10 protein-coding genes are annotated in these 13,309 nt (G+C 74.0%); 2 read left to right on the top strand and 8 right to left on the bottom strand.

Annotated elements, in window-relative coordinates; translation table 11 throughout:
• Positions 1–141 precede the first annotated feature (141 nt).
• On the top strand, positions 142–1,860 hold the full coding sequence (gene metG / locus ACWD38_RS13480) for a methionine--tRNA ligase (RefSeq protein WP_450124146.1): 1,719 nt from the start codon (positions 142–144) through the stop codon (positions 1,858–1,860).
• A gap of 77 nt (positions 1,861–1,937) precedes the next feature.
• On the opposite strand, the gene cobA is transcribed toward metG, so the two are convergent.
• On the bottom strand, positions 1,938–3,182 hold the full coding sequence (gene cobA / locus ACWD38_RS13485; protein WP_184481590.1) for a uroporphyrinogen-III C-methyltransferase: 1,245 nt from the start codon (positions 3,180–3,182) through the stop codon (positions 1,938–1,940).
• Positions 3,183–3,604: 422 nt separating this feature from the next.
• Here cobA and ACWD38_RS13490 point away from each other — a divergent pair, with 422 nt between their 5' ends.
• A complete protein-coding gene (locus tag ACWD38_RS13490; RefSeq protein ID WP_184481592.1) occupies positions 3,605–3,874 on the top strand; it encodes a DUF1876 domain-containing protein in 270 nt (89 codons plus the stop codon).
• 242 nt (positions 3,875–4,116) lie between these two features.
• Here ACWD38_RS13490 and ACWD38_RS13495 read toward each other — a convergent pair whose 3' ends face one another.
• The 7 genes from ACWD38_RS13495 to cobO all read right to left on the bottom strand — a co-directional run bounded on the left by ACWD38_RS13495 (position 4,117) and on the right by cobO (position 13,152).
• The gene (locus tag ACWD38_RS13495; protein ID WP_450124147.1) at positions 4,117–4,767 is read right to left on the bottom strand and encodes a response regulator transcription factor; all 651 of its coding nucleotides are present in this window, start codon (positions 4,765–4,767) and stop codon (positions 4,117–4,119) included.
• The gene (locus tag ACWD38_RS13500) at positions 4,719–6,563 is read right to left on the bottom strand and encodes a sensor histidine kinase (protein WP_450124148.1); all 1,845 of its coding nucleotides are present in this window, start codon (positions 6,561–6,563) and stop codon (positions 4,719–4,721) included. The genes ACWD38_RS13495 and ACWD38_RS13500 overlap by 49 nt, the downstream gene beginning before the upstream one ends.
• A 94-nt stretch (positions 6,564–6,657) precedes the next feature.
• The gene (locus ACWD38_RS13505; protein WP_450124149.1) at positions 6,658–8,022 is read right to left on the bottom strand and encodes a cobalamin biosynthesis protein; all 1,365 of its coding nucleotides are present in this window, start codon (positions 8,020–8,022) and stop codon (positions 6,658–6,660) included.
• On the bottom strand, positions 8,019–9,224 hold the full coding sequence (locus ACWD38_RS13510) for a bifunctional cobalt-precorrin-7 (C(5))-methyltransferase/cobalt-precorrin-6B (C(15))-methyltransferase (RefSeq protein WP_450124150.1): 1,206 nt from the start codon (positions 9,222–9,224) through the stop codon (positions 8,019–8,021). Before ACWD38_RS13510 ends, ACWD38_RS13505 begins: the two co-directional genes overlap by 4 nt.
• 123 nt (positions 9,225–9,347) lie before the next feature.
• Positions 9,348–10,958: an SAM-dependent methyltransferase gene (locus tag ACWD38_RS13515; protein ID WP_450124151.1), complete on the bottom strand. Its 1,611-nt coding sequence runs from the start codon at positions 10,956–10,958 to the stop codon at positions 9,348–9,350.
• A 191-nt stretch (positions 10,959–11,149) separates the two neighbouring features.
• Complete coding sequence (locus ACWD38_RS13520) at positions 11,150–12,541, bottom strand: cobyrinate a,c-diamide synthase (RefSeq protein ID WP_184481604.1); 1,392 nt, start codon at positions 12,539–12,541, stop codon at positions 11,150–11,152.
• On the bottom strand, positions 12,538–13,152 hold the full coding sequence (cobO, locus tag ACWD38_RS13525; RefSeq protein WP_450124152.1) for a cob(I)yrinic acid a,c-diamide adenosyltransferase: 615 nt from the start codon (positions 13,150–13,152) through the stop codon (positions 12,538–12,540). Before cobO ends, ACWD38_RS13520 begins: the two co-directional genes overlap by 4 nt.
• Positions 13,153–13,309 lie beyond the last annotated feature (157 nt).

Below are 13,309 nucleotides of genomic sequence, written 5' to 3' on the forward strand. Positions count from 1 at the left end.
GCGGGCAATCGCGCGCCGGTAACATATGCCTGGTCAACGATGTCGGCCGCCACGTCGCGCCGAGCATCCGCAGCACCGCGCGGCGCCCTGCGACACCAGCCGCGAAGGTCCGCTCAGGAACCGGTATTGGAGCATCCAAGAATGGCCCGCCACCTCGTCACCAGTGCGCTTCCGTACATCAACGGCATCAAGCACCTGGGCAACATGGTCGGCTCCATGCTCCCCGCCGACGTCTACTCGCGGTACCTGCGCCAGCGCGGGCACGAGGTGCTCTACATCTGCGCCACCGACGAGCACGGCACCCCGGCGGAGCTGGCCGCCGCCGACGCGGGCCTGCCGGTGGCGGAGTTCTGCGAGCAGCAGCACCGGGTGCAGGCCGAGATCTACCGCGGCTTCCAGCTCTCCTTCGACCACTTCGGGCGCAGCTCGTCGGAGCAGAACAAGGAGATCACCCAGCACTTCGCGCGCAAGCTGCACGAGCACGGCTTCATCGAGCAGAAGTCGATCCGCCAGGTGTACTCGGCCGCCGACGGCCGGTTCCTGCCGGACCGCTACATCATCGGCACCTGCCCGCACTGCGGGTACGAGAAGGCGCGCGGCGACCAGTGCGAGAACTGCACGCGCGTGCTGGACCCGACGGACCTGATCGAGCCGCGCTCGGCCATCAGCGGCAGCACCGAGCTGGAGGTCCGCGAGACCAAGCACCTGTTCCTCACCCAGTCGAAGCTCACCGACGAGGTGGAGCGCTGGCTGGACTCGGCGAGCGCGGAGTGGCCGAACCTGTCGTCGTCCATCGCCCGCAAGTGGCTCACCGAAGGCCTGCGGGACCGGTCGATCACCCGCGACCTGGACTGGGGCATCCCGGTGCCCGCCGACACGTGGCCCGAGCTGGCCGCCGAGGGCAAGGTCTTCTACGTCTGGTTCGACGCGCCCATCGAGTACATCGGCGCCACCAAGGAGTGGGCCGACCAGGCGCCGCAGGACCGGGACTGGAAGTCCTGGTGGTACGAGGCCGACGACGTGACCTACACGGAGTTCATGGCCAAGGACAACGTCCCGTTCCACACGGTGATGTTCCCGGCCACCGAGCTCGGCACCCGCGAGCCGTGGAAGATGGTCGACTTCGTCCAGTCGTTCAACTGGCTCACCTACTACGGCGGGAAGTTCTCCACCAGCGACCAGCGCGGGATCTTCACGAACCAGGCACTGGAGCTGCTGCCCGCCGACTACTGGCGCTACTTCCTCATCGCGAACGCGCCCGAGTCCGACGACGCCTCGTTCTCGTGGGAGCTGTTCGCCTCGGTGGTGAACAAGGACCTCGCGGACACCTTGGGCAACTTCGTGAATCGCGTGCTGTCGTTCAGCCGCAAGCGCTTCGGCGACCAGGTCCCCGCCGGGAGCGCCGCCGGTGAACCGGAGCAGCGGCTCGCCGCCGAGATCGGCGGGCTCATCGAGGACTACCAGACGCACCTGGAGGCCAAGCAGTTCCGCAAGGCCGCCCAGGCGCTGCGGTCGCTGTGGAGCGCGGGCAACTCCTACCTGGAGGAGAAGGCGCCCTGGATCGAGATCCGCACCGACCAGGACGCCGCGGCGCTGACGCTGCGCACCGCGATGAACCTGATCTACCTGTACGCGGTGCTGTCGGAGCCGCTGATCCCGTCCGCGGCGCAGGCCATGCGGGCGGCGTTCGCCTCCGACGACCCGGCGCGCCGCTGGGTGTCGCCGGACGAGGCGAAGTCCTTCGCGCTGGTCGAGGCGGGCACGGACTTCACCATCCCGCCGGTGCTGTTCGCCAAGGTCACCGAGGACGACCTGGAGAACTACCGCACCCGCTTCGGCGGCTCACCCGACGCCGCCTGAGCCGGTCGCCGCGCTCAGAGGTTCCGCGCGCCCCATCCGTCCCGGACGGATGGGGCGCAGCCCTTTTCCGGAGCCGGTCAGCGGCGGGACTCGGGGGTGAGGTCCGCGACCGGGCCGACGATGATCACGGCGGGGGGCTTGATGTCGTTGTCGCGGACCGAGTCGGCGGCTTCGGCGAGGGTGCTGCGCACGGCGTGCTGGGTGCGCATGGTGCCTTCCTGCACGATCGCGACCGGCGACTTCGGGTCGCGGCCGTGCTCGATCAGCACCGCCGCGAACTCGCCGATGCGCTTGACGGCCATCATCAGCACCAGCGTGCCCTTGAGCCGCGCCAGCGCCGGCCAGTCCACCAGCGAGGTCTCGTCGTGCGGCCCGACGTGGCCGGACACCACCACCACCTCGTGCGCCACGCCGCGATGCGTCACCGGCACGTCCGCGGCCGACGGGACGGAGAACGCGCTGGTGATGCCGGGAACGGTCGTCACGGGGACCCCGGCGTCCACGCAGGCCAGCAGCTCCTCGTAGCCGCGGCCGAAGACGTACGGGTCGCCGCCCTTGAGGCGCACCACGAACTTCCCGGCCCGCGCGTGCTCGACCAGCAGCTCGTTGATCACGTCCTGGTTGGCGGCGCGGCCGTACGGGATCTTCGAGGCGTCCACCACCTCCACGTGCGGTCCGAGCTCCTCCAGCAGCTCGCGCGGCGCCAGCCGGTCGGTGATCACCACGTCGGCCTGGCCCAGCAGCTGCCTGCCGCGCACCGTGATCAGGTCCGGGGCGCCCGGTCCACCGCCGACCAGCGCGACACCGGGCGCGGGCCGCTCGGCGCTCTCGTCCACGACGCCGGTGCGCAGTGCCGCCACCAGCGCGTCCCGCACGGCGGCGGAACGGCGGTGCGCGCCACCGGCCAGCACGCCCAGCAGCAGCCCGCCGTGCTCGGCGACGGCCGGGGTGACGGCGGTGCCCTGCGCGGCGTCGTCGGCGCGCACGCAGAACACCCGGGAACGTTCCGCCTCCGCCGCGACGGCCTCGTTCACCTCGCTGCCCGTCGCGCACGCCACCGCGTACCAGGCGCCGTCCAGGTCGCCCTCGGCGTACGGGCGGCGGTGCCAGGTGAGCTCACCGGCCTCCGCCATCGCCTCGACCGCCGGGGTCGCCTCCGGCGACACGACCTCGACCCGCGCTCCCGCGTTGATCAACCGGGGCACCCGCCGCTGCGCGACGCTGCCCGCACCGACGACCACCACCCGCTTCCCCGTGAGGTCGAGTCCCGCGAAGTAGTGGTGTTCGCCGGGCGAGTTCTGCGCAGAAGAGTGCGTGGTCATGCCGTCCGTCGTTCGTATCGTGGTGTCGCCGCGGCGCCATCGCCGAGGCCTGGGTGCGCGACCGCGCCACCACGCGCTCGTGGTGGTCACCGCGCCCGCCGCGACGGCACCGGGCGGTGGTCGCGCGAGCTCGCGATCCGCCGGTGCGGACGGGCGTCGCCGACCGGGCGCAACGCCGACCCATCTTGCCACGGACGTCGCCGGGATCAGCCTTGCGAACGGCTCGGGCGAGCACCTCTCCCGCGGTGGCCCACCGGACGGGCGCCTCGGTCGACCGCAGTATCGTGACCCGCCCGCGAACGAAGGTCAAACCTCCGGTGACCTCTCTCACCAGCGAACTCGCCGCCGCCACCGGCCCGGACCGCTTTGCCGAGCGATTCCGCGCGGCGCATCCTGGGGGCAGGCGAACCAGGGAGGCGGCCATGCACGCGAACCGGACGCTCACATTGGACATGCAGGTCATCGAAGCGGGGGCGAAGACCACCGCGGACGTCGGGATGATCACCGGCGACGGCCGGGCGCTGCACGGGCACGGCACCGCGCGACGGCACCCGGACGACCCGGACGTCCCGCAGATCGGGGATGAGATCGCGCTCGCCAGAGCGCTGTTCGAACTGGGCCACAAGCTGCTCGACACGGCGGCGGGCGACATCGGCGAACGCCAGCACCGCCGAGTGCACCTCATGGCGTGACTCCCGCGATTTCTCGCGAAATCGCCCACCCCGGGTGACGTGTGACCCCTGGTGCGGTGAGCTCGGATGCGGGCGGTCGCCGCGGCCGCGGGACGGTCCGGTATCGGGGCTGGTGGAGCGGATTCCGCGCGGAATCCCGGCGCTCGGCGGGATCACTCGCGCGGGGCGGTGCGCACAGGTCGTGGTCATCTTCTCGCGTGGTGTCATCGGCGCGTGATCGCAACCGCGCTCCGGACGACACCTCACCGCTCGGCGTCCAGGTAGGCCAGCACGGCCCGCACTCGCCGGTGGTCGTCGGGGGACTGCGCCAAGTCGAGCTTCGCGAAGATGCTCGCGGTGTGCTTGCCGACGGCGCTCTCGCTGACGTGCAGGCGCTGCGCGATGGCCGTGTTGGACCGGCCCTGCGCCATCAGCTCCAGCACGGCGCGTTCACGTTCGGTGAGCCGCCGCAGCGGCGCGTCCCGGGCCCGGTGGTCCAGCAGCTTCGCGATCACCTCGGGATCCATCGCGGTGCCGCCCGCCGCGACCCGGCGCACCGCGTCGACGAACTGCTCCGCGTCGAACACGCGGTCCTTGAGCAGGTAGCCCACCGCGCCCGCCCCGTCGGTGAGCAGCTCGCGCGCGTAGAGCCGCTCCACGTGCTGGGACAGCACCAGCACCGGCAGGCCGGGGATCTCCGCCCGCGCCCGCAACGCAGCCTGCAGCCCCTCGTCGGTGTGGGTCGGGGGCAGCCGCACGTCGACGACCGCCACGTCCGGGCGGTGCTCGGTGAGCGCGCGCGCCAGTTCGGGCCCGGTCTCCACCCCGGCGACGACCTCGAACCCGTGCGCGGTCAGCAGGGTCGTCAGGCCGTCGCGGAGGAGGAAGAGGTCTTCGGCGAGGACGACGCGCATGGGATCTCCATCGTGGCGCGGGTCGGGCCACCCGCTGGGCTGCTGAGGTCGAGCGTGCCGTCGAAGGTGCCGAGCCTGCGGCGGATCCCCCGCAGGCCGGTGCCGCAGCCGGTGTCGGCGCCGCCGCGGCCGTCGTCGGTCACCGCGATGCGCAGCACCCCGTCCGCGTGCCCGAGTTCGACGCGGGCGGTGTCCGCCTCTGCGTGCTTGAGCACGTTGCCGAGCAGTTCGCTGACCGCGAAGTAGGCGGCCGATTCGACGGCCATCGGGCACCTGCCCGGCAGGCTCCCGGCGATCTCCACCGGCACCGCCACGTCGAGCGCCAGCGCCCGGATCGCGTCGGCCAGCCCGCGCTCCACCAGCACCGGTGGCCTGATCCCGCGCACCAGGTCGCGCAGTTCGTCGAGCACGCGGCGGGAATCCGCTCCGGTCTCGTCGAGCATGTCCCGCGCGCGCTGCGGCTCCCGGTCGAGCAGGACGCGGATCGCGCCGAGCTTCAGGCCGAGCGCCACCAGCCGAGCCTGCGGCCCGTCGTGCAGGTCGCGTTCGATCCGGTCCAGTTCGCGGGCTTCGGCGTCGACGGCGTCGGCTCGGGTCTCGGTGAGCCGCCGCACCCGCCGCGCCAGCTCGGCCCGCCGCGTCGGCGCCAGCAGCGACCGCGCCCACCAGCCGTGCAGCCGCATCGCGAGCGGTGCCAGCACGAGCACCGCGGCGATGGCCGCCACGCCGAGCCCGGCGGTGACGATCCGGTGCGCGGCGAACCAGTCCTGCCACGGCGAGTCCGGGAACTCCAGGTCGGTGAGCGCTTCGATGATCCACACCCAGAACGGCGCCCACACGCTCTGCGTGGCCCAGAGGGCCAGCGCCGCCGGCGGCACCACCAGCGCCGCCGTCACGACCGGGTCGCCGCTCAGCCAGGCCAGATCTCGCCAGGTCGCGGGATCGCGCAGCGCGTTCACGTAGCGGGCGTGCCGGATCGCCGGGCCGGGCGACTCCGTCAGCCGATCACCGCTGCGGTACAGGCCGTCCGCGGTCGGCTCCGGCGGGGGCGGGTCCGGGCGGTGCGGCGCGGGTATCTCCACACCGCTCCACCGCGCCGCCACGGTCCGGTTGAGCCCGGTCAGCGCCGTGGTGCTCGCGACGATCCGCGCCCAGAACCGGTGCGCTCCGAGCACGTGCAGCAGCAGGAACGTCCCCACCAGCCACGCCGCGCCCAGCAGGTTCAGCACCGACAGCAGGCCGAGCACGACCAGCCGCCAGCAGTCGAGCAGGGAACGCTGGACCGTGCGCCACCAGGCGCGCGGCGGTCGGGGCGGACCGAGCAGGCTCGCCGTCCACCGGGCGTGCCAGCGCAGCGCGGGCTCACCGATCAGCACCGCGAGCAGTCCGAGCGGGGCGCCGACGAGCGGGCTCAGCAGCATCCAGTTCATGTCCCGCGCGGTCGCCGGGTCGCTGGACACCCGGTGGGTGCGCTGGACGTAGTGCGGCAGGTGCGGCGACCGGTACAGGTAGTTGTCCCACCGGTACCGGCCTTCCGCGTCCGGCTGCGGAACCGGGGGCACCGGCAGGTAGTCGACGTCCGCCTCGATCCCCTGCCGCCGCGCGCGGCGGCGTGCCGAGTCCGCCACCGCACGGCACCGGTCCAGCAACCGTTCGCCCGGATCGCACGCCCCGACGGTGATCAGCACGATCGACAGGACGTAACCGACGAACGCCACCGGCCCCGCCAGCCCCAGCCCGAACAGCACCAGCCCTCGTCCTGCGCTCGCCCCGCGCCGCCGCGCCCAGTCCCTCATGAGCACCATTCTTCTGAGACGGGCGCGTCCGCACAGTCGACTTGGCCACCGAACCGGGGTGGAGTTGTCCCCACCCCGCTCTGGGCCACGCGGGTCAGGGCGTCGTGGGAGCGGGGATTCCGGGGATCGCCGCGATGGTCAGGTCGGCCGAGCCCGGTTCGGCGCGCACCGCGGCGTGCTCGGCCGCGGCGTCGCCCGCGCCGACGAACGCCGTGGCGTGGCCGTCGCGGGCGTGCGCGACGGCGGCGCGCGCACCGGCTCCAGCGGAGTCGACGACCTCCGTCCGCGCACCCGGATGCAGCAGGTCGCAAACCTGGTCGAGGTCCCGCGCGCCGCCGATGACGGCGGCGGCGCGGCGGAGTTCGGCCTCGGCGCGCGGTGTCCGCAGGTCGGCGGGTCCGGGGCCGAGACCGACGACGGTGACCTGCCCGCGCGGGCGGATGCGGGCGGCGGCGACGGTGACCCCGTCCGCGACGAGCTTCGGCACCACCAGCTCGACCGCGATGTCGTTGCGCCCCAACGGGTTCCGATCCCCATGGGAGTCCGGCGCGGCGAGTTCCCCGGCCGCTCGCAGCGCGGCGGCTTCGGCGACGCTGGCGGTGCCCGTCTCCCGCAGCACCTCCGCGCTCGGGTTCGGCACCTCGACCTCGGCGAGCTCCGCCGCCGGGTACAGCCGCAGCGGCAGCTCCTCGGCGTCGGCGGAATGCCAGAAGCCCAGGTCCTGCACGGCGTCGAGAATGCCGCGCTCGTCGGCCTTCGACTCCGCCGTGGCGAACGCGCGGATCGCCCGCGGATCGAGCCCGTGCTCCCGGTCCAGCCGGGACATCAGCCCGGTCACGGCGGTGCGAGACACGCCGCGCACCGCACCGACGCCCACCACGAGCGTCGGCGGGATCAGCCGGACCGTTCGCTCCCCGAGCTCCCCGGTGGGCCGCCGGTCGTCGACCACGACCGTCCACTCCGGCTCGTCGCAGTGCGCCGAGACGTTCTCCGGCAGCGCGGGCAGCGGGAATCCGTGCGGGTTGACCAGTCGCACGTGCTCCTCGTCGGCGACCGACCGGGCACACCCGGCGAGATCACCGTCCACAGTGGCCGAGAGGTGGTCGACGAGCTCGTCCAGCGGGCTCACCGCCTCGCCCGCGGTCAGCACCGGGGTCCGGCCCAGCACCTCCGCGATCTGCGGCGCCACGGCCTGCGCGCCACCGGAGACGGTGACGGCGAACCGCTCGTCGACGCACACGACCTCCGGGTCGGTGCGCTCGTCGCGCAGCAGCGGCGCGATCAGCCGCACCGCCGCCCCGACCGGCAGGAACAGCACCACCACGTCCAGCGAGGACCACATCCGGCGCAGCGCCGGGCCCGGCCCGCCGTCGACGAGCATCGCGTCCGGCCCCCACCGCGCGGCGAGTTCGGTCGCCGTGCGCTGCTCCTGCCGGGAGCGCGGGAACAACCCGATCACGAGTCGGCCTTGCGGCGCCCGGACACCAGCACGACCGGCGCCGTGGGCTCCAGCTTCGAACCGCCGTCGGCGAGCTCCACGAGCCTGCTCGCGGCCAGCTGCACGCCGCGCACCTCGTAGCCCGCGGCCCGCAGCGCCTCCCGGGTGGGGCCGACCCGCTCCAGCTCCGTCAGCTCCACCACGATCCGGGCCGCGCCCGCGTGCGCGCACGCGGCGACGACGTCGCCGCCGCCCCCGCCGACGAACACCGCGTCCGGTTTCGGCAGCGCCCGCAGCGACTGCGGCGCGGCCTCCTCCTCGACCCGCACGTCCACGCCGTGCGCGGCGGCGTTGGTGATCAGCCGCACGACCTGGGCCTGGTCCGATTCGACCGCGATCGTCGCGGCGCCCAGCCGCGCGCACTCCACCGCGACCGAACCGGAGCCCGCGCCGACGTCCCAGACGAGCGTTCCGGGCCGCGCGGCGAGCTCCGCCAGCGCGACCGCGCGCACCTCCGAGGGAGTGACGTCGCCGTCGCGGTGCGAGAACTCGTCCTCGGACAGCGCCCAGCCCGACGCGGGCGGCAGCACCGCACCACCGGCGAGCCAGCCGCGAGCGCCGATCTCCTTCGGTTCCTCCGCGCACAGCACCACCGCGTCCGGGCGCCAGGTGCGCCGCGCGGCTTCCTCCGGGGTGACGGTGCTGATCTTCTCGGCGTCGCCGCCGAGGTCTTCGCCGACGACCAGGGTGCGCCGCCAGCCCGCGAGGCCGGAGGCGAGCTGCGCCGGGCCGGCGCCCGTCCCGCTGAGCACCAGCACCGCCGGGCGCGCCCGGCACAGGTTCAGCACCCGCGGCAGGTCCGCTTCGTCGGCCGCCGCGACCGGCACCTCGTCCCACGGCCTGCCCAGCCGGGCCATCAGCCGCGCCACGTTCGGAGCGGCGGGCGTGACCGCGCACCGCACCCCGCGCTCGCGCAATTCCCGCAGCACGCCGAAGAATCCGGGGTCGCCGTCGACGAGAACGACGCCGGTCTCCTCCCCGGCCAGCGAGGTCAGCGCGCCGACCGCCCGGCCCCACTGCTCCAGTTCCAGCGACCGGGCTTCCTGCGGGGCGTGCGCGTCCAGATGTCTGCGCGAGCCCACCACGAGCCGCGCCGACCGCAACACTTCGGCGGTGCCCGCGGGCAACTCCGCCCCGTCGACCCCGATCACCGTGACCGTCACGTCTTCCACCTCGTCCTGCCAGGCCGCTTCACCGGCCGGTCTCGCGGATCGCGAGCCCATCTCAGCTTGCCATGCCGGGTGAGCGCGCCGCGGCGAGCGTCCGGCGTCGCGGCGCCCTGTCGATCAGCTCGACGCGTCGCCCTTGTTCTTCGCCGATTTCGCCCCCGCCGCACGGGATTTGGCGCCCGCCGCCTTGGTCTGCGCCTTGGTCTGGGCCTTCGACTGGGACTTCGCCCGGGAGCGGGTCTTGGCCGTGGTGCGGGAGGTTCCGGTGGTGTTCGCCGCGGACGTGCGCGCGGTCTCCTGGGCGGCATCCTCCGTGGCCTCGGTCGCCGCTTCCGCGTCGGGCGCGGCTTCCGGTTCGGGCACGGCCTCCTGCTCGGCGGGCTCGTCGCGCACCACCGACAACGCGGCCCGCGCCGGGCGCGCGCTCTCCTCGTCGTCGACGGAAGCGGTGCCGACGTCGTCGAGCTGCGGGGCGAGCGCCGGTTCCGGTTGCGGCACGGGGATTCCCCCGGCCGGAGCCTCGGTCTCCTCCCCGCGCGAGTCGGCCACGGACTCCGCCGCGTCCGGCGTCCGCGCGGACTTGTCCGCGGCGCCGAACAGCTCCGGCTGCGCAGGATCCTCGGTGCGGCGCTGCCGGGACTGCGCCCGAGCGGCACCGCGGGCGGCCTCCTGCCACTCCCGCACCGCCCACCACGCGATGTTCGGCACGGCTGCACCGGTGCCGGTCTCGGCCGAGCCGGTCACGGCGTCGGCACCTGATGGCGCCGCCTCGGCCGCCCGCGCGACCGGTTCCGCCGCGCGCCGCGACGCCGGAGCCCGCTCGCCCGTCTCCGGCCGGTCGACGTCCGCGCCACCGGTTCCGACGTGGAACACCGCCGCGCCGCCCGGAACGTCCTCCTGGTCGGAACCGGACGGGGTCGCGCCGGTGTGCCGCCGCGCCGAGCGGTAGCCGCGGCGCCGCGCCGGGGAATCCGTCCGGCGATAACCGGATTCACCGTGCTGGCCCCGAGTCCTGCCCGTCCCGGCGCCGAGCGCCTTGCCGACGAGGAACAGCGCGGAGCGCCACAGCTTGCGCTGCTTGACCGCCTGCTCCAGCTCGCCGACGGTGGTGCTCAGCAGCACCTCGTCCGGCCAGCTCACCTTGTAGGCGACCAGCACCGGGACGTCGTCGGCGCAGCCGCCCGCGCGCAGTTCCTCGACCAGTTGCGCGGCGCGGGAGGCGGGCAGCGTCACCGCCATCGTCGTGCCGTGCCGGGCCAGTTCCCGCACCTGCTCGGCGTCGGCCGTCGCCGTCGAACCGCCGCCCAGCCGCGTCAGCAGCACCGACGGCGCCACCTCCGGCACCGTCAGCTCGCGGCCCACGGCGGCAGCGGCGGCGGAGAAGCCGTTGACGCCGGGCACGATCTCCACGTCCAGTTCCATCTTGGCGCAGGCGTCGTGCTGCTCCTGCACCGATCCCCACAGCGCCGGGTCACCGGCGTGCAGCCGCACGACGCGCAGCTTGTCGCGTTCCGCGCGGCGGTACACCTCCACGGCCTGCTCGTGGGTCAGCTGGGAGGAGTCGAGCAGTTCCGCGTCGGCGCTCGCGTGCTCCCGCACGCACTCGGGCGCGAGCACGCTGGCCGACCACACCACGACGTCGGCTTCGGCGATGCGTCGCGCGGCGCGGACCGTGATGAGGTCCGCGGCGCCTGGTCCGGCGCCGATGAACGAGATCCGCCCACTCACTGTTCGCTCTCCTCTTCCGCATCACCGCTACGGCCGTGCGCGCCGAACCGTCCACATCGGACATCGCCGAAGGGAGGGGCATCGGCCCGATGGCCAAGGAGGCGATGGCGTGGCCGGACCGGTGGCACCGGGCAGCACGTCGCCCACCGTGGCCGCGCAGGTGACGACCGTACCCGGTGATCGTGGCGCGCTCACACGGCCGTACCCGCACCGCCGGTCACGGTGCGCGAGCAGCTGGTCACGAACCGCGACACCGCCTCCGGCGTCCCCGCCGGATGGGTGTGCAGGTAGGAGGCGTGCAGCCCGCCGCGGACGAATCCCTCCGCCACCGCCGAGTCCGCGCGCCAGAACCACGCCGGGTCCGCGCCGTGGCCCGGATCGAGCCGGGTGCGGTGGAACTCGTGCCCGGTGAACCGCGCGCCGCGCACGCCCAGCACCGAATCCGCGGCGGCGACCGCGTCGCGGTAGCCCAGCGTCAGCCGCGGCGACATCTCGGCCCGCGCCGGGATCACCCCGCACAGCGGATGCCCGTCGAGCTCTTCCGCGAGGTAGAGCAGCCCGCCGCACTCGGCGTGGATCGGCGCACCGGTCGCGGCGAACCGGGTGATCTCCGCGCGCAGCGCCGCGTTCGCCGACAGCGCGGCGGCGTGCTGCTCCGGGAATCCGCCGGGCAGCACGAGCCCGCGAGCGCCCGCGGGCAGCGCCTCGTCGCGCAGCGGGTCGAGCACCGCCACCTCGGCACCGGCGGCGGTGAGCAGCTCGACGTGCTCGGTGTAGGCGAAGGTGAACGCGGGACCACCGGCCACGGCGATCACCGGGCGGTCCGCGACCGGTTCCACCTCGGCCGCCGCGTCCCAGGCCGGGCCGTCGAGCGCCGGGGCGCTGCGCGCCAGCGCGACCACCGCGTCCAGGTCCACCCCGGCCTCGACGGCGTCCGACATCGCCTCGACCGCCTCGGTGGCGGCACCGCCGTGCTCGGCCGCGGTGACCAGGCCCAGGTGCCGCGACGGCACGCTGAGCCCGCCGGTGCGCCCCAGCGACCCCAGCACCGGCAGCCCCACCGAGTCCGACGCGTCCCGCAGCACCTGCTCGTGGCGCGGCGAGCCGACCCGGTTGAGGATCACCCCGGCCAGCCGCACCCCCGGCTGGAAGCTGCGGAAGCCGTGCAGCAGCGCCGCGATGCTCTGCGACTGCCCCTGCGCGTCGACGACCAGCACCACCGGGGCGCGCAGCAGGCCCGCGACGTGCGCGGTGGAGCCGAACGCGGGCTCGTCACCGGGTCCGGGGCCGTCGATCTTGCCGTCGAACAGGCCCATCACGCCTTCGGCCACGGACAGGTCGGCGCCCGCGCTGCCGTGCCGGAACAGCGGCGCGATCCGCTCCTCCCCCACCAGCACCGGGTCCAGGTTCCGCCCCGGGAGCCCGGAGGCGACGTGGTGGTAGCCGGGGTCGATGTAGTCCGGCCCGACCTTGAACGGCGCCACCCGCAGCGACCGGCGGCGCAGCGCGCCGAGCAGCCCGGTCGCCACCGTCGTCTTGCCCTGCCCGGAGCCGGGCGCGGCGATGACGACGCGCGGGCTCACCACTCGATGCCCTTCTGGCCCTTCTGGCCGGCGTCCATCGGGTGCTTGACCTTCGTGGTCTCCAGCACCAGGTCGGCCGCGTCGAGCAGCGCCTGCGGCGCGTTGCGCCCGGTGATCACCACGTGCTGGTGGCCGGGCCGGTCGCGCAGGGTCTCGACGACCTCGGCGACGTCGATCCAGCCCCAGTGCAGCGGGTAGGTGAACTCGTCGAGCACGTACATGCCGTGGCGTTCGTCGGCGATCCGGCGGGCGATCTCCTGCCAGCCCTCCAGCGCCGCCGCCGCGTGGTCCTCTTCGGAGCCCTGCTTGCGCGCCCAGGACCAGCCCTCGCCCATCTTGTGCCACTCGACGGGGCCGCCTTCACCGGTCTCCGCGTGCAGCCTGCCGAGCGCGCGGAACGCGGACTCCTCGCCGACCTTCCACTTCGCCGACTTCACGAACTGGAACACGCCGATCGACCAGCCCTGGTTCCAGCCGCGCAGCGCGAGTCCGAACGCGCTGGTCGACTTCCCCTTCATCTCCCCGGTGTGCACGATCAGCAGCGGACGGTTGCGCCGCTGCCGCGTGGTCAACCCGTCTTGCGGAACAGAACTCGGCTTTCCCTGAGGCATGGGCTCAGACCCTAGGCCACCTCGGTGGGGCGCCGGACCGGCTGTCGCGGACCTCACCGTCTCCGGTCGGCTCGAAAACGCCTCGCAGCAACCGTTTTCCGGCCCACCGGCGGCGAATCGCGTGTCGGCCGGATTGGAGCCGACCGACATCGGTGGA

Source organism: Saccharopolyspora sp. NPDC002578 (assembly GCF_053592695.1).